The sequence below is a fragment of the Mycobacterium venezuelense genome (assembly GCF_054919535.1).
This window is the reverse complement of sequence record NZ_JBONDW010000025.1, coordinates 12,853-36,219: the sequence shown is the minus strand read 5'-3', so window position 1 is coordinate 36,219 and position 23,367 is coordinate 12,853. Positions and strand designations below refer to the sequence as shown.

Sequence of the window (23,367 nt, the reverse complement as noted above, 5' to 3'; positions counted from 1 at the left end):
GTATCACCCCGTCGGGCGAATGACGAACCACCCGACGCGTTTTCGCCAGAGCCATACGACGCCGAGGTAGAGGCCGGGGCTCACCAGCCGGATCTCGTCGCGCACCATCCGGGCGAGCCACGAGGTCTTCGAGTAGTCGATGAGGACGCAGTCGCCGCCGTCGACCCAGCTGTCGGCAACCGACAGCCGGGCCTTGACGAGACGCAGACCGAACGGCGTGACCTTGTTGCGCAAGACCGCCTCGCGGCGGTCGAGCACCTTGCCCTGCCACACGATGACCCGCACGAGCAGCGCCAGCGGCTTGGCCAGCCAGGTGCCCGGCCAAGCCAGCAGCGTGCCGCTGGTGTCTCCGTCGGGTATGGGGCCGGCCGGCGACTGCCGGAACAGCGAGTCGAGCATGCTGTTGCTGTAGCGAAGCAACGCCGCCTCGTTGAGCGGTGTCGCCCGGTTCAGCTCCGGCCCTGGGCTTGTCATCGCTTGGCCTTGCCCAGACGCGCCCACGGCGCGAACGCGTTGCGCTGCCCACGCAGCACGGGCTCGAGCTCGGGATAGTGCCGGATCAGCACCGAGCACATGTCGTTCTCGTCGATCCACGTCATGCCCTCCGGCGTATAGACGCGTGGGGTGAAGTCGACCGTGAAGAACCGGTCGCTCTTGAGTCGCCGGGTCGCCATCAGCACGAAGATGCGAAACGCGGTGTCGCTGAAGCCGAAGCCGTCAGGCAGCTTCTCGCCGAACATGCCGACCATCGCGTCGACCTTCTCGATGTCACCACCGTAGATCTCGCGCATCTTGATGGCAGTGTCGCGGTCCCCACCACTGATCTCCTCGAACGACGTGGCCGGCTTGAGCCGCAGCTGACGGCGGAACTCGTTGTAGCGCGGCACCCCTCGCTCGCGGGACCGGATGAGGTCGGTGGAGATCAGGTCGATGACCAGGTTGTCGGTGCGGTCGAAGCGGCGCATGAAGTTCGGGCTGTTGTGCAGCGTTACCGCGCCCGGGTGCGCCACGCCGAGCGAGTACAGGCAGTTCACCGCCCCCACGCTCTTGAGCACACCGCGCGAGTTCGCGCCGCCGTGAATACTGTCGAACGAAAGCTGCTGCGGTTCAGCGGCTCCCGACAGGCTCAGAAATTCGTAGTCGTCGGGCACCAACGGGTGCATGCGGTAGACGGTGACGAAGTCCTCGGTGATGGAGTACGGCGCGGAGTGGTGGTCGGTGGCCGACCCCAGGACCCCGCTGACCGCCTCGCTCGGGCTCACCCGGCCGAACAGTTCCTTGACGCGCTCGCCGGCGAGTCCGAACCAGTTCGCGCGCATCCCGATCTGCAGCGTCGGATGGCCGAGAATCGCGGGCGTCCATTCGATGGTGTGGATCTTGGCGATCAGTGCGGCGTTGATCATGCGCGCCTTGTTGAAGATCTGATCGCCGGTCCACGTCGGATAGGCGGCCTTCAACCGGTCGCAGATCGCGTTGTGCTCGCGCAGGAAGATCGTGCCCATGAGTTCCAGGCCGAGCCACCAGCCGTCCGCCCCGCCGGACGCCCCGAGCAACTTCGGGTCGAGTTCGATGAACCCGTCGGCGTCGATGCGCACCTTGCCGTCGTTGAGCTTCTTGTCCGTTCGGATCGCATTCTGGAAGTCCGGAGTGCTGCCGTAGATCTGCGACGCATCCCACCAGTGGGTCTCGGTGTTGATGAACGTCGTCTGCCCGGGTGTCGGGTTGGGGTCGGCAGGCGTCGACGGAATGTTGATCGTGTCACCGGACCATTCCGTGTCGCCCTCGGGCACCGGAATCTCGATCATCTTCTTGGGATCGGTGTCGTGGCTGAACCAGTCGCGAGTTTCGAACTGCAGCCAGGCCGCCGCAAGGACATTCAGGGTTTCGGCCGGTTTGAACTCGTCTCGGCGCAGCAGCTCATTGCTGATGACACGCGGATTGGGGTCCATCAGCTGCGGCATCGACTCCGCATGTCCCTTGTCCAGCGGCACATTGCGGCCGAAGCGGGTGTTCGCCATACCCATCGATGGCGCGGCGAGATCGTTGTAAGACCCGTCGACCGTTCGGACGGTCAGGTACTCGGCGGGCTTGTGGTCCGGCGCCGCGGGCGGGTTGCCGCGGTAGGAGTCGTAGAGGTTGTGCTCGCGCAGCGCGTCGCGGATCCCGATGAGTGCGCCGAGCCCGAGCCACGGTGGCAGCTTGTCCCACCCGATCCGGCGGTCGACCGCCTCACTGACTTTGATGGACCACCTCATGAGCAGTGATGGCATCCTGGCCTCCTTTCCAAGCGGCGATGGCAAGTGCGGTGTTGATTGCGGAGATGACGACAGCCACCCGTCCCTGTTTGCGTGGCAGGTCGCCGCGGGCTGCGGTGACGGCGGCAGACACAGTGTCGGTGGCGTGGATGAGTACCGCGAGCTTTTCGGCCCGACGCAGTTCGTCGCCGCTGAGCACGAGAAGGTCGAGCCCGATGAGAACGGTTCGGATGCCGAACATCCGGAATGGGTAGGTGCCGGAGCGGTCCGCGGTCGTATCGACCCCCAATCGGGTCAACAGCTTCTCCGGGGCCAGCAGCCCGGCCGTCCCGTTGAGAATCCTGATCACTGCGAGCGTCTTGCGCGCGGCCGTTGGGATCGACACCCGGACACCTCCACTCGACGACTCGGCGTGTGGATAGATCGTGCGGCCACACCCGCGAGATCGAACGAGTAGTCGGCTACCTGTTTTCGCCCGGCGCGGACCGGATCCGCGTTGAATGGGCGCATGGAGCTCATGTCGCCGACCGATTCGATGTTCTTGATCGCCGAAACGCGTGAGCATCCGTTCCACGTCGGCGGGCTGGCGCTGTATGAGCCGCCGCAGGACGCGAGCCCGAGCTTCGTGCGTGACCTGTACGAGGAGATGATCGCGCACACCGACTTCCAGCCGGTGTTCCGCAAGCATCCGGCGACGATCCTCGGCGGCATCGCCAATGTGGGCTGGGCCTTCGACAACGACGTGGACCTCGACTACCACCTGCGCCGCTCGGCGTTGCCGTCGCCCGGCCGGGTGCGCGACCTGTTGGAGCTCACGTCGCGGTTGCACAGCGGCCTGCTCGACCGGCACCGGCCGCTGTGGGAGGCCCACCTGATCGAAGGTCTGCAGGACGGCCGCTTCGCGGTGTACACCAAACTGCACCACGCACTGATCGACGGGGTCTCGGCGATCAAGCTCATCCAGCGCACGCTGACCGAGGACCCAGATGACACCGAGGTTCGTGTGCCATGGACGCTGCCGCGCCGCAAGCGCGCTCACCAGGGCGGCTCGCCTACGTCGATGTTGCGAACCGCGGCGGACACGGCATCCTCGGTCGCCGCGCTCGCGCCGTCGACGCTGAAGCTGGCCCGCGCAGCTCTTCTCGAGCAGCAACTCACCTTGCCGTTCGGCGCCCCGAAGACGATGTTCAACGTCAAGATCGGCGGCGCCCGCCGCGTCGCCGCCCAGTCGTGGCCCCTCGAACGGTTCCACCGGGTCAAGTCGGCGGCCGGCGTCACGATCAACGACGTGGTGCTCGGGATGTGCGCCGGTGCGTTACGCGCGTACCTGACCGAGCAGGACGCATTGCCGGACCGCCCGCTTGTCGCGATGGTTCCGGTGAGCCTGCGCTCGGAGAGCGAGGCCGACGCCGGCGGCAACATGGTCGGCACGATCCTGTGCAACCTCGGCACCGACCGCGAGGATCCCGCCGACCGGCTCTCGGTGATCAGCCAGTCGATGCGCGACAACAAGAAGATCTTCTCCGAGCTGCCGCGCGTGCAGGCCTTGGCGTTGTCGGCGCTCATGATCGCGCCGCTGGGACTGGCAGGCGTGCCGGGGTTCACGCGGGCGACCGCACCGCCGTTCAACATCGTGATCTCGAATGTGCCCGGTCCGCGCCAACCGCTGTATTGGCGCGGCGCGCGCCTCGACGGTAACTATCCGCTTTCGATCGCGCTGGATGGCCAGGCCATGAACATCACGGTGGTCAGCAATGCGCGCAACCTCGACTTCGGGCTCGTCGGCTGCCGCCGCAGCGTTCCGCATCTGCAGCGGATGCTCAGCCATCTCGAGAGCTCGCTCAAAGCGCTCGAGCGCGCCACCGGCGCATGAACGCAAAGGCGTAATGGGTAGACCAAATACGCCGTATCGCGCAAAATGGTTGCCGTGACGGATAACGGCGCCGACGCCCTCGGTCGGATGCGGATTCTCGACGCGAAACCCGTGAACCTTGACGGTTTCAGTGTCGCCAACCCTGATCTCGGCCTGGCCGCGATGAGCAGCCCCAACGACCCGGACCCGTCATTGGTCGTGCGAGACGGGCACGTCGTGGAAATGGACGGCAAGGCCGCCGAGGACTTCGACGTCATCGACGAGTTCATCGCCCGCTACGGCCTCGACCTCGACGTCGCACCCGAGGCGATGGCGCTCTCGGACGTCGAACTCGCCCGCATGGCCGTCGACCTGTCCGTGCCGCGTGCTGAGGTCGTCCGGCTGATCGGCGGCACCACCCCGGCCAAACTGGCCAAGGTCATCGCGGTCCTCACCCCCGTCGAGATGCAGATGGCGATGGCCAAGATGCGGGCCCGCCGCACCCCGAGCAACCAGGCGCACGTGACCAATCAGCTCGACGATCCGATGCTGATCGCCGCCGACGCCGCCAGTGCGGTGGCGTACGGCTTCCGGGAAGTCGAGACGACCGTCCCGGTGCTGGGCGATGCGCCGTCGAATGCCGTTGCGCTGCTGATCGGTTCGCAGGTCGGGGTGCCCGGGGCGATGGCGCAGTGCTCGATCGAGGAGGCGCTCGAGTTGCGGCTGGGCCTGCGCGGGCTCACCAGCTACGCCGAGACCATTTCGATCTACGGCACCGAGCAGGTGTTCGTCGACGGCGACGACACCCCGTTCTCCAAGGCGGTCCTCACCTCGGCCTACGCGTCGCGCGGTCTCAAGATGCGGGTGACGAGCGGCGGTGGGGCCGAGGTGCTGATGGGCGCCGCCGAGAAGTGCTCGATCCTCTACCTCGAATCGCGTTGTGTGTCGCTGGCTCGGGCGCTGGGCTCGCAGGGCGTGCAGAACGGCGGCATCGACGGAGTCGGCGTGGTGGCCTCGGTGCCCGAGGGCATGAAGGAACTGCTGGCCGAGAACCTCATGGTGATGATGCGCGACCTCGAATCCTGCGCGGGCAACGACAATCTCATCTCGGAGTCCGACATCCGCCGCAGCGCCCACACGCTACCGGTACTGCTGGCCGGCGCCGATTTCATCTTCTCCGGCTTCGGCTCGATCCCGCGTTACGACAACGCGTTCGCGCTGTCTAACTTCAATTCCGATGACATGGACGATTTCCTTGTGCTGCAGCGGGACTGGGGTGCCGACGGCGGGCTGCGCACGGTATCGGCCGAGCACCTGGCCGCGGTGCGCCGCCGCGCCGCAACGGCTGTGCAGGCCGTCTATCGGGACTTGGGCCTTGCCGACTTCGACGACAGCCACATCGACGAAGTTGTGCTTGCCAACGGGTCCCGCGATCTCCCGCCCGGAGATCCCAAGGCGGTCGCCGAAGCCGCCAACGCTATCGAGGCCAAGCAACTCACGGTGTTCGACATCGTGGCCTCGCTCAAGCGCACCGGCTACGACGAGGAAGCCGAGGCGATCATGCGCCTGACCGCCGAACGCCTCCGTGGCGATCAACTGCAGACCTCGGCCATCTTCGACGAGCGATTCCGGGTGCTGTCCAAGATCACCGACCCCAACGACTATGCCGGGCCCGGTACCGGATACACGCTCAGCGATCAGCGTCGGGCCGAGATCGACAACATCCGCCAACAGCGCACGGCGGCTGAGCTCACGGCCGATCAGGCCGAGCATGCCGGACACATCGTCGTCGCCGACGTCGAGCCGGCCCGGCAGGGCAGCGATCCGCGCGAGGTGTGCATCGGGTTGTCGCCGGCACTGGGCCGCAGCGTGTGGCTCACGCTGTGCGGGCTTCCGATCGGGCAGGTGATCCGGCAGATCTCGGCGGGGCTCGAGGAAGAGGGCTGTGTGCCGAGATTCGTGCGTATCCGCTCGACGATCGACGTCGGCCTGATCGGGCTGACGGCCGCCAAGCTGTCCGGATCCGGCATCGGAATCGGCTTGCAGGGCAAGGGCACTGCGCTGATTCACCGCCGCGACCTGGCGCCGTTGGCCAACCTGGAACTGTTCAGCGTCGCCCCGTTGCTCACCGCGCGGAACTACCGGGAGCTGGGCCGCAACGCCGCGCGCCACGCCAAGGGCATGGCGCCGGTTCCGATCCTGACCGGTGGCACCGACGAATCCATATCAGCGCGCTACCACGCGCGGGCCGTTGCGCTCGTCGCGCTGGAACGTGACGCGAGCGAATCGGGCCAGGCGCCCGTCACGGTGGAGGTCACCAGGAAATGAGCGAGAAGTTCACTGTCGATGCCGCCGTCGACGGCAAGCTCGAACTGTCCGATCTGCGGATGGATCCGGCTGTTCTCGCGCACCAAGCCGTGATCGCCGAGGAGAACGGCAATCCGCAGCTAGCCGAGAACTTCTTGCGGGCAGCCGAATTGGCGACCATCGACGACGAAGACGTGATGGGCCTCTACGAGGCGCTGCGCCCACACCGATCGACCGCGGAGGATCTGGCTGCCCTGCAGGCCTCGTTGGAAGGGCGTGGTGCGGCGCGTTGTGCCGAGCTCGTGCGCCAGGCCGCCGACGTCTACGCGCGCCGGGGCCTGTTGCGGTGAATGGTGTCGCGAGGATCGTCGCGGGCATCGATGTCGGCAACCACACCACCGAGATCGTCCTGGCCCGCGTAGCGAACGGCGCGGTGCATCCCGTCGGACACGGGCAGGCACCGACGCGGGGACGCAAGGGCTCGCGGGACTCTCTTGAGGGTGCGGCCGCGCTGCTGCACCGCATCGAGGTCGAAACCGGCACCCGGGCCGACGAACTCGTGCTCTCGGCGATCCGGCCGGTCGACACCGAAACAGCGCCACTCGCACCGGCCGCATCGCCGCACGCGCCGGTGCGCAGCCTGCGCCGGCCCGATGCCAGTACGCCGGCAGGAACCGGGTACGCGGTCGGGCGCCATGTGCCCTTGGCCGACCTGAGCGGTGCCGTATCGAACGGCCCGGCGATCGTATCCGTCGACGGCGACACCGATTTCGAGGACGCGGCCGCGGCGATCGGCGATGCGGTCGGGCGCGGCTGGAACATCGTCGGCGTGCTGGCCGCGCAGGACGATGCCGTGCTGATCCGCAACCGCATCCCGGTTGATGTGCCAGTGGTCGACGAGGTGAACCTCGCCGATCTGGATGACGGAGCGCTGGTCGCGGTCGAGGTCGTGGAAGAGGGGCGCGCGTACCGCGCCCTTGCCGATCCGATCGCGTTGTGCGCAGCACTGGAACTGGGGCATGACCAGATGCGTGAGGTGGCCGAATTCACCAGAGAGCTTTCGGATTCGCCGGCCATCGCGGTGACGCCACGCACCGGACCGCCCGATCCGCCCGCGGTGGACGACGACTACGTTGAGTTCACGGTTGACGGGGAGGGCGTGCGCTACTCGCCCGCACAAGCCCACAGCATCCTGCGCCGTGAGCCTCCCGGTAATGTGGCGCGGATCCGGTTGCGGTCGCTCCCGACCCGCGAAATGGCGGTCGACGACGCCTTTTTCACCGATCTTTCCGCGCTGGACAACGGAGCCTGGCTGCGCCGTGGCGTCGCCGACGCCCGGGGTACCGTCGTCGCACTGCTGGCCGCCGACCATGTGGAGGATGCCGCGGTGACGCTCGGTGAACTCACCGGCCGGCCCGCCCGCACGATCGCGACCGAACCCGAGGCCGCGGCCCGGGGTGCGCGAACCACACCGGGCCTGCCGACGGATTCCGTGGTGTGCGATATCGGTGGCGGCACAATCGATCTCGTCGGCGAAGACCGCATGGTAACGGCCGCGGGTGCGGGTGAGACCATCACCGTCGCGGTCGCACGCATGCTGAACATTCCACGGGCCCTCGCCGAGCGCGTCAAACGGACCCCGGCCATCCGGGTCGAGGGGCCACATGTCGCGCACGAAGAAGACGGACGTCGACTGTTCTTGGACTCCCCGGCACCGGCCGAGGCGATCGGACGGCTGTGCACGCGCGGCACCGTCGGTTTGGTGCCGTTCTCGAACAAGCTGGCCGCCGAGGAATGGCGCAGCCTGCGGCTGGCCATCAAGCAGGAAACCGTCGCGGCGAACATCGCGCGGTGTATGAAGGCGTTCGAGAAGCCGCCGACCGCATTGGTACTCGCGGGCGGCGGCGCCCTCGACGACGAACTGCTGCGCACGGTGGGTGAGTCGCTGCGGACGGTCCCCATCGTGGTGGGGCGCGCCAACATCGACGGCATACACGGACCTCGGTTCGCTGTCGCGTCGGGCCTCGTGCATCTGTCCGCAGCCGGACATTAGAACGGCAGGTCGACCCCGCCGCCGGTGGTGTTCGCTTCGTCGTGGTTGGAGTCGACGTAGCCCAGCCGATAAGGAATCACCGGGTCGGTGCCGACGGGCACCAGGGGATCGGTATCGGAGACCTGTGAGTGAGTGTTCGTGTCGGCGGCGCTGGCGATCGGTGCGAAGGCAACGGCCCCTCCGATCGCGGCCGCGGCCAGCCACGGTGCGATGAACTTGATCGGCATCTTCATGATGGCCTCCTGAGTCGGTGTCGCGTTTGCGATACCAACTATCGCGCCGCGGCGGCCCGAAGTCGCCACCGCTGACACCCATTCGGCGGGTACGGCTAGCCGGTAGCGGGCCGCAGGAAGTCGCCGGAGATCTTGACCGCGGGAGCCGACGAATCCCCGCCCACAACGAGAGTTGCGAACGCGATGTCACCGGCGATACCGGCGAACCAACTATGGGCATTGGCGTGGGAAAGTGCTTCGCCGCCGAACTCGGCTGTGCCGGTCTTGCCGCCGAGATCGGCGATATCGCCGAGCTCGCTGGCAGTGCCCTCGGTCACGGTCTTGCGCATCATTGCGCGTAACGCCTCGACGACGTTCGGCGGCAACGACACCGACTCCGTGTCGGCCGTCGTCTTCTCGCCGTCGACCAAGGTCGGCAAAACGGTCGAGCCGTGTGCCAGGCTCGCCTCGGCGACCGCGAGCCCGAACGGGCTGACCGTCACGGTGCCCTGCCCGATGCCGTTCTCGACCTTCTGAGCGGCATTGTCCGCGTTGGGAACTCGGCCCGTCACGGTGGTCAGGCCGGGGATGGTGAAGTCGACGCCGATGCCGAAGTCGCGGGCGGTGTTGGTGAGCGCGTCGGCAGGCAGCTTGTCGGACAGCGCCGCCATGCTGGTGTTGCAGGAGTGCGAGAACGCCGACGTCAGCGGCACCGTACCCAGATCGAAGTTGTCGTCGTTCGGGATCGTCCGGTTTTCGATCGTGAGTTGGCCGGGGCAGGCCACCGGGCTGTCCGGAGTCGCCAGGCCGGCCTCCATTGCCGCGGCGGTGGTGATGGTCTTGAACGTCGACCCGGGCGGATACAGACCCGAGAACGCGATTGCCCCTTGCGGGTCAGCGGCGGGATTCTGTGCGGCCGCAAGGATGCCGCCCGTGGAACCCGAGATCGCGACCAGAACCGCGGGGCGGGTTTCCTGAGCGACGGCTTGCTGGGCGAGCAGCTGCATGCGCAGGTCGAGCGTCGTGCGCAGCGGATCGGTCGGTGCGGGCGGCGTCGATTTCAGCTGCTCAGCTGGAGCGCCATCCACGTCTACCAGATACACCGACCAGCCGGCGTTCTTGGTGATCCGGTCATGCCACAACTGCCCGAGGCCGCTGATCGCGGGCGACGACAACTGGCGGTCGGCCGTCAGCAGCTCACCCTGTTCGGCGACGGTGACACCCGCGATCTGGGCGAGCTGATCGCGCACCTGTGCCAGGTCGTCTTCGCGCAGTTTCATCACGGTCACGCGATCGTCGGACGTCGAATTGAACTGCGCGCCGATCGATTCCGCGGTGGTCGTGGCGTCGAACCGCGCCAGCAGCGCGGCCAGCGGCGCAGCCGAGGCCAGGTGGGTGCGGTCGAGCGTGATCACCCCGACGGTCTGCCAGGTCATCAGCGGTTGCCCGGTCCGGTCGAGCACCGGTGTCTGCAACTCGCTGTCCTGGCTGTACTGGAACGTCAGGCCGGGTTGCAGATCGCGGTGCAGCAGCGTCGGCGCCCAGGCGATCAGCCAGTCGTCGCCGGTCTTGGCGGCGGTTCCGGTGGTTTCGTAGCCGAATTCGTGTCCCTCGCCCCACGACCACTGGTACTTCAGCGTCGAGCCGGCGTCGTCGCCCTCTTGCGGTTCCGCGCTGACCTTGACCGTCGCGGCCTCGCCCATGCCGTCGAACATCGACGCGATCACCGGCTCGGCCGCTGCCGGATCGCTCGTCTGGACTGCCGCGGCGTGGGCGTCTTTGCGTTGCAGCGCATCGGCGAACGCGGCGAAGCGGTCGGCAGGGTCAGGGGACGACGAGCAACCGACGACCGAAAGCAGCAGGCCGAACAGCAGCAGCCACGCACATGCGAGACGATTCATCCCTCCAGCTTTACAGCAGTGTCCGCACCTGCTCGGGCAGGGCCACACCCAGCGCGCCGCCCAGGCAGATCACCCCCCGTCGTCCTCGGACGGCTTCTCGGCGGGTGCGTCGGCTTGGTCCTTCTTCGGCTTGAGGTCTTTCTTGAGTTTGTCGACCGCGCGAGACACCGCCTTGGGCAGCGTGTCGCGCTGCTCGGAAAGTTTCGGCTTCTTGGGCCTGGTCGGCTTCGCCGGTGTCGTCTCGTCGTTTGCTTCTTGCTGTTTCGACTCTCCGGGTTCTTTCGGCTCGTCCTGTTCATCCGGCTCGGCCTGACTCTCGGGCTTCTCGACTGTCGGCCCGTCCCGGTCGGTGGATATCGAAGGCACCGTCGGGAATCCGTTGCGGAAGTTGTCGACGCCCTCGTCGATGGCCTCGGGCAGCGCTTCGATGGCGTCGGCGATGCGGTCGTGCGGTGTGAACAGTGAGAACCGCGTCGGCTTGTCGGCATCCTGGTAGTCGCGGTCGGTGTAGCCCATGTCGATCACGACTCGAAGCGTTGGCTCGATGGCGCCGAGCACGGGCTCGGTCAGCGCGGTCGTCTGCAGTGCGGCGGAGAAATCACGTATCGGCTGCAGCAGCGGGAGGTGTTCGGCCCGGATCAGTACGTACGTGTCGGTGCCGCCCTCCGGGGTCGTCACGACCAGCACCGCTTGTTCGTCACCGTCCAGGTCGACGTTGTCGGGCCCATGGTCTCCGTGCACGTATTTCATGCCGGCCACCGCGTTCGCGATCGACAACGGGTTGGCGTAGGCCGGGAAATCGGCGATCAGGTCGTATTCGAGCGATACGAAGGTTTCGTCGTAGGGCGACGGGACCGCGGCGCCGGTACTGACGAATCCGGGGAATGCCATGCCCGGGAAGCGTGAGTAAATGCCGCCGTTGGGCACGAACGGCGAAGCCAGGAACAGGAACTTGAGGTCGTCGGTCGCAGGTGCGGCCGGGTCCGACAGGAGTGAGCGCTTGTACTTCTCGGCGACCAGGGAGCCTTCGGAGTACCCGACGATCAAGACGGTCCTGTCGTCGGCGATCTCGGCGTCGACGACGTCGCGCAGCGCGGGGATCCCGGCTTCCACGCTCGGATCGACCGGCAGCAGCGCCGGATACGGCACGCCGACGAAGGGATGATCGTTCGCGACGAGTTGCCCTTGGAACTTGTTCTTGATCCGGTCGCTTGTCGTATTTCCTGCGCCGCCCACTCCGACGACGACGTCGTTGGACGGAATGGCGACCGCGGTGGCGCTTGGGGCTTGGCCAAAGGTCAGTGCCGTGGTGATGCCTGCGGTGGCTCCGGCCACCATGACTGCGGATCCGCGCTGACGTTTGCGATGCCTTGCCACCTTGCTCCTCTGGTCGACTGGACGGAAATGGGGTGTGGGCCCGGGGATCCTCCCGGGCCCACACTTGGCTGATGACCCGTTACGGGCAGGTGACTTCGAGCTCGAACGGCTTGGTGACCGCTCCCGCCATCGGATTGGCCATATCGGCACCCGTCGCATTGCCCTTGATCGTGTACTTGTTGCCGTCCTTGGTGGCTTCGGCGCTGCCGCCCGGCACGCCTGGGGTGTAACCGAGGCTGACGCCGTCGATGTTGCCCAGCGCGACAGCGCTGACGGTCGGCTGGTCGCCTTCGGACAGCGTGGCGGTGACGGCTGACATGCCCTGGCCGACGGTGACCGAGACGTTGCCCGCGACCGTCGCACATACGACGCTGCCTTCCACCGGGGTCTCCTTGCCGTCGATGACGACCCGCGCGGTTCCCGTGCCGGTGGTTGCTGTGGCATCGCCGGCCTGAACCGACGCCGACGGCGAAACCGAGGCGGTTGCCGTCGGTGATGCCTCGCTGGAATCCGAACTCTTCTCATCAGACGAACAGCCAGACAGACCGGCGACGACGATCGCGGCGCCGCCGACAGCTACCAGGAACCCACGCTTCACCACTGTTCTCCTCACGGTTGTGCGGCCCGTCAAGATCGGCGGACCGTCTCCGAAAGTATGGGGTCAGCTCGGTTGTCCGGTACCCGATTGGGCGAATTGCTCGGGCAGGGCCGCGGCGGCCCGTAAGTTCAGCATCATGGAGACTTTGCGAACACCGGATGAGCGGTTCGCCAGCCTGCCCGAATTCCCTTATGCCCCAAAGTTCTGCGTGGTCGACGATGGGGAAGGCGGGACCCTGCGGATGGCCTGGGTGGAGGACGGCCCGGCCCACGCCGAACCGGTCCTGTTATTGCATGGGGAACCATCTTGGTCGTACCTGTACCGCCGCATGATTCCGATCCTGGTGGCGGCCGGGCACCGTGTCATATGCCCCGATCTGGTCGGGTTCGGTCGATCTGACAAACCGACGCGGATCGGCGATCACAGCTACGCGCGGCACGTCGAATGGATCCGGGCACTTGCCTTCGACGTGCTGAATCTGCACCGGGTGACTCTGGTCGGCCAGGACTGGGGCGGACTGATCGGGCTGCGGCTGGCCGCCGAACACCCCGACCGGTTCGCCAATATCGTTGTGGCGAACACCGGTCTGCCCACCGGTGACATCCCGATGCCCGAGATCTGGTGGCAATTCCGCTCGGCCATCCAGGGCCTGCCGAAAATCGAAGTAGGAAGGTTCGTCGCGGCGGGGTGCCGCCGCCCCATGAAGGAGGCGGTTCGGGCGGCCTACGACGCCCCGTTTCCCGACGATTCGTACTGTGCCGGGCCCCGCGCGATGCCCGGTCTGGTGCCCACCACGCCAGACGATCCGGCCGCCGAAGCCAACCGTTCAGCGTGGAAAGTGTTGTCGGCGAGCCAGACCCCGATGCTTGTCGCGTTCAGCGACGGTGATCCGATCACCGGCGCGATGGCCCCGATCTTTCAGCGCGAGATGCGCGGTGCGCGAGGCATCGAGCATCCGGTGATCGCCGATGCCGGCCACTTCCTGCAGGAGGATGCCGGCGAGGAACTCGCCGCGGCGATCGTGGCATTTCTCAGGGACAGGTGACCGCGATGTCGAACGGCATGTCGACGGGTATGCCAGGGTTGGCCGCGTCGGTACCCGCGCCCGTACCTGTGATGGTGTAGCTCTTGGCGTCGCGCGAGGCCACGACCGGTGAGCTCGAGAGCCCTTCGATGTAGGCGAGTGACGGCTGGTCGGTTCCTACCTCGCCGATGCTCACCGACTCCACCGCGGGCGCCTCGCCGTCGGTGAGGATCACCGTGGTGCGCAGGCTGCCCTCGATGTTGATGGTGGTGAAACCATCCTTCGTCTCGCAGCCGACCGAGGTGACCGGCCCGGTGTCGTTGCTGCCGAACGTCACCTTGGCCTCACCCGACTGCGAGCCGCCCGTCGAATCGGATTCCTGCGACGAACACCCGACAACTGCGGCCAGCATGGCCGCGCACCCAGCGGTGGTGGCGGCGATTCGGTGCATCACGAGCAGCAGTATGGTGCCGTCCGCCCCGATGACGGAAATCGGACGCGCATCCGGTTGAATACCTGCTGTGGACCAGCCGTACTTCACCGTGGAGGCCGAGTTAGCCGGCCGACTCGGCCGGGTCGGGACCATCCACACCCCGCACGGCGACATCCACACTCCGGCTTTCATCGCCGTGGGCACTCAGGCGACCGTCAAGTCGGTGCTGCCGGAGACAATGAAACAGCTTGGTGCGCAAGCCATCCTGGCCAACGCCTATCACCTGTACCTGCAGCCGGGCCCCGACATCGTGGCGGAGGCCGGTGGGCTTGGCGCATTCATGAACTGGCCCGGGCCGACGTATACCGACAGCGGCGGGTTCCAGGTGCTGTCGCTGGGCGTCGGATTCAAGAAAGTGCTGGCCATGGACACCCAGCGCGTGCAGGCCGACGACATCATCGCCGACGGCAAGGAACGCCTGGCGGTCGTCGACGACGACGGCGTCACGTTCCGGTCGCACCTCAACGGCTCGACCCACCGGTTCACGCCGGAGGTGTCGATCGGCATCCAGCATCAGCTCGGCGCCGACATCATCTTCGCGTTCGACGAACTCACCACGCTCGTCAACACCCGTGGCTATCAGGAACGTTCGGTGCAACGCACCCACGAGTGGGCGGTGCGATGCCTGGCCGAACACCAGAGGCTGCAGGAGTCGACACCCGAGCGGCCACGGCAGGCACTGTTCGGTGTCGTACAGGGCGCTCAGTACGAGGATCTGCGGCGCCAGGCCGCGCACGGGCTGACCACCATCGTCGGCCCGAACGGGGAAGGCTTCGACGGGTACGGCATCGGCGGGGCTCTGGAGAAGCAGAACCTGGCGACCATCGTCGGGTGGGTCAGCAGCGAGTTGCCCGCCGACAAGCCGCGCCACCTTCTCGGCATCAGCGAGCCGGACGATCTGTTCGACGCGGTCGCGGCCGGAGCCGACACGTTCGACTGCGTATCGCCGTCACGCGTGGCCCGCAACGCCGCGGTGTACTCGGCGAACGGGCGCTTCAACATCACCGGGGCCCGGTACAAGCGGGACTTCACCCCGATCGACGCCGAATGCGATTGCTACACGTGCGCCAATTACTCGCGCGCGTACATCCGCCACCTGTTCAAGGCCAAGGAAATGCTGTCGGCGACGCTGTGCACGATCCACAACGAGCGGTTCGTGATCCGGCTTGTCGATCAGATCCGGGCCGCGATCGTCGCTGGCGAATTCGACGAACTGCGCGCGCATGTGCTCGGCCGCTATTACGGCACCCCCGTCCGGTAGCTGACCTGGCGCCTTCTTCGACGCGTGCACAATAAAAGCATGACGACCATCGCGGAAGGCGAGGCTCCGCAGGCCTTGATGCTTCAGCTGTTGGACCCTTCCAACCGGGCCGATCCATATCCGCTGTACGACCGGATCCGGGCGTTCGGGCCGCTGCATGTGGCCGACGCGGCTCTCACGGTGTTCAGTTCGTACCCGGACTGCGACGAGGTGTTGCGCCACCCGTCGTCGTGCAGCGACCCGATGAAGTCGACGATGGCGCAACGCCAGTTGGCCGAGGAAACCGAACCGCGGCCGCGAGGCACGACCAGCTTCCTGTTCCTCGATCCACCCGACCACACGCGGCTGCGCAAGTTGGTCAGCAAAGCCTTTGTGCCCAAGGTGATCAACGCACTCGAACCCGATATCACCGCGCTGGTCGACGGGCTGCTGGACGCCGTCGAGGAGCGGGGCAGGTTTGAGGTGATCGCCGATCTCGCCTACCCGCTCCCGGTCGCGGTGATCTGCCGGCTCCTCGGCGTCCCGATCGAGGACGAGCCTCAGTTCAGCCACGCCTCGGAGCTGTTGGCGTCGGCGCTGGACCCGTTCTTCACCGTGACCGGTGAATCGTCGGATCTGTTCGATCAGCAGATGAAGGCCGGGCAGTGGTTGCGCGACTATCTGCGTGAGCTCATCGAAAAGCGCAGGCACGCACCGGGTGACGACCTGATGTCGGGGCTCATCGCGGTCGAGGAGTCCGGGGATCAGCTCACCGAGGACGAGATCATCGCGACCTGCAATCTGCTGCTGATCGCCGGCCACGAAACCACGGTGAACCTGATCGCCAACGCGATCCTCGCAATGCTTCGTCATCCCGCGCAATGGGCGGCGCTCGCCGGGGACCCGGCCCGGGTGTCGGCCGTGGTGGAGGAAACCATGCGGTACGACCCGCCGGTGCAGCTCGTATCGCGAACCGCTGGTGACGACATGACGATCGGTGACACCGCGATCGCCAAGGGCGACACGATGTTGCTGCTTCTGGCCGCCGCACACCGCGACGCCGCGGTCATCGACCGGCCCGGCGAGTTCGATCCGGACCGCGGCGCGATCCGCCACCTCGGGTTCGGCAAGGGGCCGCACTTCTGCCTGGGTGCGCCGTTGGCTCGGTTGGAAGCCGCGGTCGCGCTATCGGCCGTGACGCGGCGCTTCCCGCGGGCCGGCCTGGCCGCTGAGCCGGCGTACAAGCGGAATCTGACCTTGCGGGGAATGTCGACGCTATCCGTCGCTATATAGCGTCTTCAACGCTGATTACGTATCGAAACCGATCAAACCCGACGAAAATCGCACGTTCCCGGTACGGTCGTGCGCATGCGCATCCTGTTGGTGGGCGCCGGTGGCGTTGGCTCGGCATTCTGTGCGATCGCGGCGCGGCGCGATTTCTTCGAGCAGATCGTGGTGTGCGATTACGACGAGAACCGGGCGCGCCAGGCCGCCGACGCGGTCGGTGACCCGCGGTTCAGCGCCGCACAAGTCGATGCGACGTCGGCCGACGCGGTGGCCGAACTGGTCCGCAGGCATGGCATCACGCACGTGATGAATGCCGTCGACCCGCGGTTCGTGATGCCGATCTTCAACGGTGCACTGGCCGGTGGGGCCGACTACCTCGACATGGCGATGAGCTTGTCGCAGCGCCACCCCGACCGGCCGTACGAGCTCACCGGCGTGAAACTCGGTGACGAGCAGTTCGCGGTTGCCGACGACTGGGCCGGCGCAGGCCGGCTCGCACTGGTCGGCATCGGTGTCGAGCCAGGGCTGTCCGATGTCTTCGCGCGGTACGCGGCTGACCACCTGTTCTCCGAGATCGACGAACTCGGCACGCGCGACGGGTCCAACCTCGTGGTCGAGGGATATGACTTCGCGCCGTCATTCTCCATCTGGACCACGATCGAGGAATGCCTGAACCCGCCGGTGATCTGGGAGCGCGACCGCGGCTGGTTCGTCACCGAACCCTTCAGTGAGCCCGAGGTTTTCGACTTTCCGGAGGGCATCGGACCAGTTGAGTGCGTCAACGTCGAGCACGAGGAGGTGCTGTTGATGCCGCGCTGGGTGGAGTGCAGACGCGCGACGTTCAAATACGGTCTCGGCGGGGAGTTCATCGACGTTCTCAAGACGCTGCACAAGCTCGGGCTCGACCGGACGGAGAAGGTGCGCGTCGGCAGCGCGAACGGACCCGTCGAGGTGAGCCCGCGCGATGTCGTCGCCGCCTGTCTGCCCAATCCGGCGACCCTCGGCCCGCAGATGCACGGCAAGACCTGTGCGGGTTTGTGGGTGACGGGCACCGGGAAAGACGGTCAACCGCGCTCGACGTACCTGTACCACGTCGTCGACAACCAGTGGTCCATGGCCGAATACGGCCACCAGTGCGTGGTGTGGCAGACCGCGATCAATCCCGTTGTCGCCCTTGAGCTCCTGGCATCCGGGGCGTGGAGCGGGGCGGGTGTGCTTGGCCCGGAGGCATTCGACGCCGTGCCGTTCCTGGACTTGCTCAAGGACTACGGCTCGCCGTGGGGCGTCAAGGAACTCTGAGCGGCAGTCGTTGTTCGGCAGGCGTCACCTCGCGTTGACGCCGCGGTGAGCACCATGGCAGCCACGATCGCCGCGGCGGTGACGAGGGCGGTTGCCGGCCAGCCCATCCACCCCACGGCGGCCGCTCCGAACGCAGTCCCGGCACTGCCGCCGATGAAGTACACCACCATGTAGGCGCTGTTGAACCTGGCCGGCGCGGTGGGTTCGATCGCCAGCACCGTGCTCTGGTTGGCTACTTGGGCCGCGAAAAGGCCCGCATCGAACAGCGCCAGACAGACGAGTGTGGCGACGGTGTTCGACAAGCACAGCCCGAGGATGACCGTGGACAGAGCCGCGATGACGAGCCCGACCAGAATCACCGTCCTGGCGCCGACTCGGTCGGTCCATGAGCCGGCAACGCGAGTGGCCACCATGCCGAGAAGTCCGGCGACCGCGAACAGGCCGATCTGTTCGGCCGAGTACGAGAACGGTGGTTGCGCAAGGGCGACCGCAATTCCCGCCCACACTGCGCAGAACGCGAAGAACCACAGTGCCCCGCGTCCCGCTGCGATCCGCAACGCCGGGAAACGGACATACAGGCCGGGAAGCCCACGCAACACCGCGAGGTAGCTCGTGGTGACGCTGCCGCGTGCGCCAGGCAGAACGCTGAATGCGAACAATGAGACCGCGACGCAGAGCAGGGCGAAAACCAGAAGTGTTCCGCGCCAACCGAGTATCTCGGTCAGCCAGCCGCCGAGGATTCGACCGCCGATGATCCCCGCCGAGATGCCGGCAGTGACGGTCCCAAGGACGGTGGCTCGCTTTGATGCCGCCGCGAATCGTCCGGCAACCGAGCTCAGTTGCGCCCCGACCGTCGAACCGGCGCCGATCACGCCGACGGTCAGACCCAGCAGCCAAACCGTGCTCGCGGCGGCATTCGCCGTCAGCGCGAGCGCAAGCATGCCGAACTGAACGGCGAGAACGTATCTCGGCGGGAATCGATCCACGAGCGGTACGAGCACCGCCAGTCCGAACAGATAACCGAGCGGCCCGAAAGCCAGTGCCACACCGATCTCGGCGATCGAGATGTCAAGTGATGCAGCCACGTCCGCGACGGCGGGCTGTAACGGATAGATCGTGGCCGTGCCGAGCGCGGCGGCGAATGCCATGAACCACATGGCGGTTCTGTGCAGCGCCGGGGAGTGGGCGACTGAAGCGGTTTCCATGCTCGCGACGCTATGGGCGCGAACCGTGACAGTGCTGGCGGAAATCGGACGGTGCAGTCGGTGGTTGACGCGCCAGCGGCCGAAGCCTAACTTACAACTTGTAAGTTAGGTGAAGGGCTCACAGCATGGGTGACGACGCGCGGCGCTACGTGGTGATCGGTGGTGGGCTGGCGGGGCTGGCCTCTGCGGTATGGCTGGCCGAGGCAGGCAAGAACGTGACGCTGCTGGAACGCCGCGGCAGGCTCGGCGGTCGCACCCACGCGATGCGCGCAGACGCGGTCGACGACATACCTGACAACGGCCAGCACGTCATCGCCAGCGGCTATCAACATCTGTACCGCTACCTGACCAGTATCGGCACCCGGCGCCACATCGCCTTCCCGAAGTCGTCGACCTTGCGCTGGCCCGATGGACGCAAGGTGCGCATGCAGACCACGGGCATCGGTGCGATCCGCACGCTGTTCGGTGTCCACCCCGATGCCGGCTGGGGCGACCGCCTACGCGCTGCCCGCGCGACGCTCCGGCTGGGCTGGCAGGCACTGCATAAGCCCGACGATCTCGCCGACCTGTCCACCGAGCAGTGGTTCGAGCGGGTCGGCATGCCACCCCATGCGCGAGAAGCGTTGTGGGACTGGCTTGCTCTCGGCATCGCGGCCGAGCCGGTATCGCGGGAATCGGCGAAAGTCTTCGCCAACGTGATGGCCACCGGCTTTCGCCTCGGCATCAAGCACCGTACGCCGGTCACGATCGGCTACCCCACGGTCGATCTGGACACCCTGTACGTGACGGGCGCAGTCAACCTGTTCGAGGAGCGCGGTGTCGAGGTGCGCTACCGCTCGGTGGCCCGGCGGATCAGAATCGTCGACGGCCGCGTCGTCGGGGTGCTGCTGGCGGACGGGACGGAGATACCGGCCGATGCCGTCGTGTGCGCGGTGCCCAACTCCAACATCGGCGGCCTGCTCGACGACCTTCCCGAGCACCCGGAAATCTACGCGGCCGCAGACAAATTGGGGTACACGCCGATCGTCAGCACCAACCTGTACCTGGACCGGCCCCTCGGTACGGAATCGGCGTTCGAAGGGCTGATCGGCGGCACGGGCGTCATCGATGAAGTCTTTGACCGGCAAATCATGCACGGTCGAAAGACGGACCGGGCATGGCTCTACTGCCTGACCACCAGCGGTGCCTACGAACAGATCCACAAGTCCAACGAAGAGATCGTCGCCGAGCAGATGGACCTGCTGCGTCGCTACTACCCGAAGGCGCACGACGCGAGAGTGCTTGAAGCGCAGGTGGTGAAGATGCCGAAAGCGACGTTCTCCCAGGTGGTCGGCACCGATGCGCTGCGTCCGGGGCAACGCACGTCGGTGCCGTCGCTCGTGATCGCCGGCGACTGGACCGCCACCGACTGGTCGGCCACCATGGAGAGCGCCGTGCAGAGCGCGGCGATTGCCGTGGATCTGCTGCTCGGCCGCACACCGTGACCAGGCGGCGCATGCCGGGCGCGCAACGCCGCGCGCAACTGCTCGACGTCGCGCGTGACATCGTCGCCGCCGACGGATTCGCCGGGCTCACGATCGAGCGCGTCGCCACTCAGGCTCATGTCACCCGCACGGTGGTCTATCAGCAGTTCACGGACCTGCCCGGGCTGACCACGGCACTGCTCGACCGCGAGTCGGCGATCGCCTTCGCCGGCATGGGCAGCGTCGATCGACCCGATACCGACCCGGATCGCCTGGGCCGCGGAATCCTCGCGTACCTGCATGCGGCGCCGACCAGTTGGCGCATCATCCTGCGTCCGTCCGACGGTGCGCCGCCCGAGGCGCGCATCCGCATGGAGCTGGGCCGCGGCTACGCGCGGAAGGTGGCCGCGAGATCGCTGGCGTCGGCCGTGAATGCCGATGTCGATCCGGATGGCCCCACCGTGCGAATCCTGTTGTCGGGCATCGAAGAGTTGGCCAGGCTTCATCTGGAAGACCCCGCCCGCCATCCCGACGATCTGGTGATCGCGTACCTGCGTTCGCTCATTGCGTGGGCAGGCGAGGCGGAGCGCGCGGCTACAGCGGGTTGAGGATCCGCTGCAGGAACTGCCGGGTGCGCTCTTCGGAGGGCTCGCCGATCACCGACGCCGGCGGACCCTGCTCGAGGATCACGCCCTGGTCGGTGAACAGCACCTGATCGGAAACCTGCTTGGCGAACTGGATTTCGTGCGTCACGATCACCAAGGTCCAACCTTCGACCGCGAGATCGCGGATCACCGCGAGCACTTCACCGACGAGCTCGGGATCGAGTGCCGAGGTGGGCTCGTCGAACAGCACCACCTTTGGCTTGAGTGCCAGGGCCCGGGCGATGCCGACACGCTGCTGCTGACCACCCGACAGTTGATAGGGGTACTGGTCGCGTTTGTCGGCCAGCCCGACCTGGTTCAACAGCTCGACGGCTTCCGCTTCGACTTCGTCACGCGGTCGCTTCTGCGCGACCAGCGGGCCTTCGGTGACGTTCTGCAGCACGGTCTTGTGCGGGAACAGGTTGTGGGACTGGAATACGAAGCCGCTCTGCGCCCGGTAGCGCCGTAGTTGGTCGCGTGGCACGGGCGCGGAGAAGTCCAACTCGACATCGCCGACCCGCACCACGCCTGAGTCGGGTGCGTCAAGCGCGTTGAGGGCCCGCAGCAGCGTCGTCTTACCGGACCCGGACGGGCCGATGATCGTCGTCGCACTTCCGCGGGGCACGGTGAAAGAGACACCCTTGAGTACTTCGTTGTCGCCGAACGCCTTTCGGACGTCTCGGGCATCGATCCGATTCTCGGTCATCTGGCCACGTACCTTTCCAGTCGGCGTTCGATGCGACTCTGGCCGAACGACAGCACCAGGCAGATCACCCAGTAGTACACGGCCGCAGTACCGTACAGCGCGAAGAACTCAAACGTGGGTGCGGCGATGATCTGGGCCTGCCGGAGCAACTCGGTGACGAGGATCGTCGAGGCCAGTGACGTGTCTTTGACGAGTGAGATCAAGGTGTTCGAGAGCGGCGGCACCGCGACCCTCGTGGCCTGCGGCAGGATGATGCGCCGCAGCGAGCCGACATAGCTGAGCCCGATGGTCTCGGCCGCTTCCCACTGCCCCTTGGGGATGCTCAGGATCGCCGAGCGGATGATCTCCGCGGCATAACCGCCGACATTCAGGCTGAATGCGATCACCGCCGCCGGGAACGGGTCGATCTTCACGCCGAATTCCGGAAGCGCGAAGAACACGATGAACAGCTGTACCAACAGCGGCGTGCCGCGGATGATCGAGATGTACAGCCGGGCCACATTGCTGAGCACCACGTTCGATGACAGCCGGGCCAGTGCGACGCCGAGCGCGATCACCAGCCCGATGACGAAGCTGATGATCGTCAACGGAATCGTCATGGTGATGGCCGCTTTCGCGAGTGGCCACAGATTGTCGGTGATCAGCTGCCACGTCGAACGCGGTGCGGGGGCGCCTTCGGCCGCCGGTGCAGGCGCGCCGGACGCATTGGCCTTGAGGTAGCGCTGTGAGATGTCGGCCAGGGTGCCGTCGGCGCGCAGTTCATCCAGTGCCCGGTTGAGTTCGGGCAGCAGGCCGCTGTCCTTGCGTGCGGCAAATCCCTGCTCGCTCTTCTCGCCGACCTTGCCCGCGATCTTCACCGACTGATCGTTGGTTTCGGCCAGGTACGCATACACCGCGATGCTGTCGTTGACCACGACGTCGACGCGGCCCTGGTTGAGCAGCGTGATGGCTTGCGTGAACCCTTCGACCGCCTCGACCCGCGCGCCGGCGTTACGCGCGATCTCCGACCAGTTGCTGGTGGCGTTCTCCGCGGCCACCTTGCCTTTGAGATCGTCGAGCGAGCTGATCGAGTTGTCGTCGGCGCGCGTGACAATGACGCCTTCGCCGACTGTGTACGGTTGCGACAGGTCGTATTTGGCCTGGCGCTCGGGCGTGATCGTGACTTGATTGGCCACCACGTCGAATCGGTTCGCCTCAAGCGCGGCGAAAATCGAATCCCACGGCGTTTCAACGAATTCGACCCGAACGCCGATCTTGTCGGCGACCGCGCGGGCGACGTCGACGTCATAGCCGGTCAATTGTCCGGTGGCGGCGTCGTGGTAGCTGAACGGTGCGTACACACCCTCGGTGCCCACTCGTAGCACACCCGACGACTTCAACGGGTCCTCGGTCGTGGCCGCCTGGCCTCCGCACGCCGACAGCACAAACATCACGAGCAGCAGGATCGCGGG

General features: G+C 66.5%; 21 protein-coding genes. 10 read left to right on the top strand and 11 right to left on the bottom strand.

The annotated features are described in order from the left end of the window. Window positions 1-3: 3 nt before the first annotated feature. The 3 genes from ACRCUN_RS29945 to ACRCUN_RS29935 are packed head-to-tail and all read right to left on the bottom strand — an operon-like array spanning window position 4 to window position 2,640. The gene (locus ACRCUN_RS29945) at window positions 4-474 is read right to left on the bottom strand and encodes a hypothetical protein (protein ID WP_462145254.1); all 471 of its coding nucleotides are present in this window, start codon (window positions 472-474) and stop codon (window positions 4-6) included. Then, the gene (locus ACRCUN_RS29940; protein WP_462145253.1) at window positions 471-2,270 is read right to left on the bottom strand and encodes a peroxidase family protein; all 1,800 of its coding nucleotides are present in this window, start codon (window positions 2,268-2,270) and stop codon (window positions 471-473) included. The genes ACRCUN_RS29945 and ACRCUN_RS29940 overlap by 4 nt, the downstream gene beginning before the upstream one ends. Next, window positions 2,230-2,640, bottom strand: a complete 411-nt coding sequence (locus ACRCUN_RS29935) for a hypothetical protein (RefSeq protein ID WP_462145252.1) — start codon at window positions 2,638-2,640, stop codon at window positions 2,230-2,232. The genes ACRCUN_RS29940 and ACRCUN_RS29935 overlap by 41 nt, the downstream gene beginning before the upstream one ends. A 123-nt stretch (window positions 2,641-2,763) precedes the next feature. On the opposite strand from ACRCUN_RS29935, the gene ACRCUN_RS29930 reads away from it, so the two are divergent. The 4 genes from ACRCUN_RS29930 (at window position 2,764) to ACRCUN_RS29915 (ending at window position 8,467) form a co-directional block, all read left to right on the top strand. Next, window positions 2,764-4,128, top strand: coding sequence for a WS/DGAT/MGAT family O-acyltransferase (locus tag ACRCUN_RS29930; RefSeq protein ID WP_462145251.1), 1,365 nt, complete (start codon window positions 2,764-2,766; stop codon window positions 4,126-4,128). Window positions 4,129-4,215: 87 nt separating this feature from the next. Next, complete coding sequence (locus tag ACRCUN_RS29925; RefSeq protein ID WP_462145305.1) at window positions 4,216-6,435, top strand: propanediol/glycerol family dehydratase large subunit; 2,220 nt, start codon at window positions 4,216-4,218, stop codon at window positions 6,433-6,435. Continuing rightward, entirely contained in the window at window positions 6,432-6,764 is a 333-nt protein-coding gene (locus ACRCUN_RS29920; protein ID WP_462145250.1) for a diol dehydratase small subunit, read from the top strand. The genes ACRCUN_RS29925 and ACRCUN_RS29920 overlap by 4 nt, the downstream gene beginning before the upstream one ends. After that, window positions 6,761-8,467, top strand: coding sequence for a diol dehydratase reactivase ATPase-like domain-containing protein (locus tag ACRCUN_RS29915; protein WP_462145249.1), 1,707 nt, complete (start codon window positions 6,761-6,763; stop codon window positions 8,465-8,467). Before ACRCUN_RS29920 ends, ACRCUN_RS29915 begins: the two co-directional genes overlap by 4 nt. Here the strand turns inward: ACRCUN_RS29915 and ACRCUN_RS29910 are convergent. The 4 genes from ACRCUN_RS29910 to ACRCUN_RS29895 all read right to left on the bottom strand — a co-directional run bounded on the left by ACRCUN_RS29910 (window position 8,464) and on the right by ACRCUN_RS29895 (window position 12,555). After that, window positions 8,464-8,700 carry a hypothetical protein gene (locus ACRCUN_RS29910; RefSeq protein WP_462145248.1) on the bottom strand — a complete coding sequence of 79 codons (237 nt, stop codon included), beginning with the start codon at window positions 8,698-8,700 and terminating at the stop codon, window positions 8,464-8,466. The two genes, ACRCUN_RS29915 and ACRCUN_RS29910, sit on opposite strands and share 4 nt — an antisense overlap. 95 nt (window positions 8,701-8,795) lie before the next feature. Continuing rightward, window positions 8,796-10,580 carry a penicillin-binding transpeptidase domain-containing protein gene (locus tag ACRCUN_RS29905; protein WP_462145247.1) on the bottom strand — a complete coding sequence of 595 codons (1,785 nt, stop codon included), beginning with the start codon at window positions 10,578-10,580 and terminating at the stop codon, window positions 8,796-8,798. 69 nt (window positions 10,581-10,649) lie between these two features. Continuing rightward, the gene (locus ACRCUN_RS29900; protein WP_462145246.1) at window positions 10,650-11,957 is read right to left on the bottom strand and encodes a PE-PPE domain-containing protein; all 1,308 of its coding nucleotides are present in this window, start codon (window positions 11,955-11,957) and stop codon (window positions 10,650-10,652) included. A gap of 79 nt (window positions 11,958-12,036) precedes the next feature. Next, the gene (locus ACRCUN_RS29895; RefSeq protein ID WP_462145245.1) at window positions 12,037-12,555 is read right to left on the bottom strand and encodes a lipoprotein LpqH; all 519 of its coding nucleotides are present in this window, start codon (window positions 12,553-12,555) and stop codon (window positions 12,037-12,039) included. A 136-nt stretch (window positions 12,556-12,691) separates the two neighbouring features. Here ACRCUN_RS29895 and ACRCUN_RS29890 point away from each other — a divergent pair, with 136 nt between their 5' ends. Beyond that, the gene (locus ACRCUN_RS29890; RefSeq protein WP_462145244.1) at window positions 12,692-13,600 is read left to right on the top strand and encodes a haloalkane dehalogenase; all 909 of its coding nucleotides are present in this window, start codon (window positions 12,692-12,694) and stop codon (window positions 13,598-13,600) included. On the opposite strand, the gene ACRCUN_RS29885 is transcribed toward ACRCUN_RS29890, so the two are convergent. Then, on the bottom strand, window positions 13,587-14,030 hold the full coding sequence (locus ACRCUN_RS29885) for a lipoprotein LpqH (RefSeq protein ID WP_462145304.1): 444 nt from the start codon (window positions 14,028-14,030) through the stop codon (window positions 13,587-13,589). The two genes, ACRCUN_RS29890 and ACRCUN_RS29885, sit on opposite strands and share 14 nt — an antisense overlap. A gap of 70 nt (window positions 14,031-14,100) precedes the next feature. On the opposite strand from ACRCUN_RS29885, the gene tgt reads away from it, so the two are divergent. The 3 genes from tgt to ACRCUN_RS29870 all read left to right on the top strand — a co-directional run bounded on the left by tgt (window position 14,101) and on the right by ACRCUN_RS29870 (window position 17,898). Continuing rightward, on the top strand, window positions 14,101-15,333 hold the full coding sequence (tgt, locus tag ACRCUN_RS29880) for a tRNA guanosine(34) transglycosylase Tgt (protein ID WP_462145243.1): 1,233 nt from the start codon (window positions 14,101-14,103) through the stop codon (window positions 15,331-15,333). 39 nt (window positions 15,334-15,372) lie between these two features. Continuing rightward, on the top strand, window positions 15,373-16,605 hold the full coding sequence (locus ACRCUN_RS29875) for a cytochrome P450 (protein ID WP_462145242.1): 1,233 nt from the start codon (window positions 15,373-15,375) through the stop codon (window positions 16,603-16,605). Between the two features lie 75 nt (window positions 16,606-16,680). Next, on the top strand, window positions 16,681-17,898 hold the full coding sequence (locus ACRCUN_RS29870; RefSeq protein WP_462145241.1) for a saccharopine dehydrogenase family protein: 1,218 nt from the start codon (window positions 16,681-16,683) through the stop codon (window positions 17,896-17,898). On the opposite strand, the gene ACRCUN_RS29865 is transcribed toward ACRCUN_RS29870, so the two are convergent. Further along, a complete protein-coding gene (locus tag ACRCUN_RS29865; protein ID WP_462145240.1) occupies window positions 17,865-19,103 on the bottom strand; it encodes an MFS transporter in 1,239 nt (412 codons plus the stop codon). The genes ACRCUN_RS29870 and ACRCUN_RS29865 overlap by 34 nt on opposite strands. A gap of 125 nt (window positions 19,104-19,228) precedes the next feature. On the opposite strand from ACRCUN_RS29865, the gene hpnE reads away from it, so the two are divergent. After that, the gene (hpnE, locus tag ACRCUN_RS29860) at window positions 19,229-20,587 is read left to right on the top strand and encodes a hydroxysqualene dehydroxylase HpnE (protein WP_462145239.1); all 1,359 of its coding nucleotides are present in this window, start codon (window positions 19,229-19,231) and stop codon (window positions 20,585-20,587) included. An 11-nt stretch (window positions 20,588-20,598) separates the two neighbouring features. Then, window positions 20,599-21,174: a TetR/AcrR family transcriptional regulator gene (locus ACRCUN_RS29855; protein ID WP_462145238.1), complete on the top strand. Its 576-nt coding sequence runs from the start codon at window positions 20,599-20,601 to the stop codon at window positions 21,172-21,174. On the opposite strand, the gene ACRCUN_RS29850 is transcribed toward ACRCUN_RS29855, so the two are convergent. After that, complete coding sequence (locus tag ACRCUN_RS29850; RefSeq protein WP_462145237.1) at window positions 21,161-21,916, bottom strand: amino acid ABC transporter ATP-binding protein; 756 nt, start codon at window positions 21,914-21,916, stop codon at window positions 21,161-21,163. The genes ACRCUN_RS29855 and ACRCUN_RS29850 overlap by 14 nt on opposite strands. Further along, window positions 21,913-23,346 carry an ABC transporter permease subunit gene (locus ACRCUN_RS29845; protein WP_462145303.1) on the bottom strand — a complete coding sequence of 478 codons (1,434 nt, stop codon included), beginning with the start codon at window positions 23,344-23,346 and terminating at the stop codon, window positions 21,913-21,915. Before ACRCUN_RS29845 ends, ACRCUN_RS29850 begins: the two co-directional genes overlap by 4 nt. Window positions 23,347-23,367 lie beyond the last annotated feature (21 nt).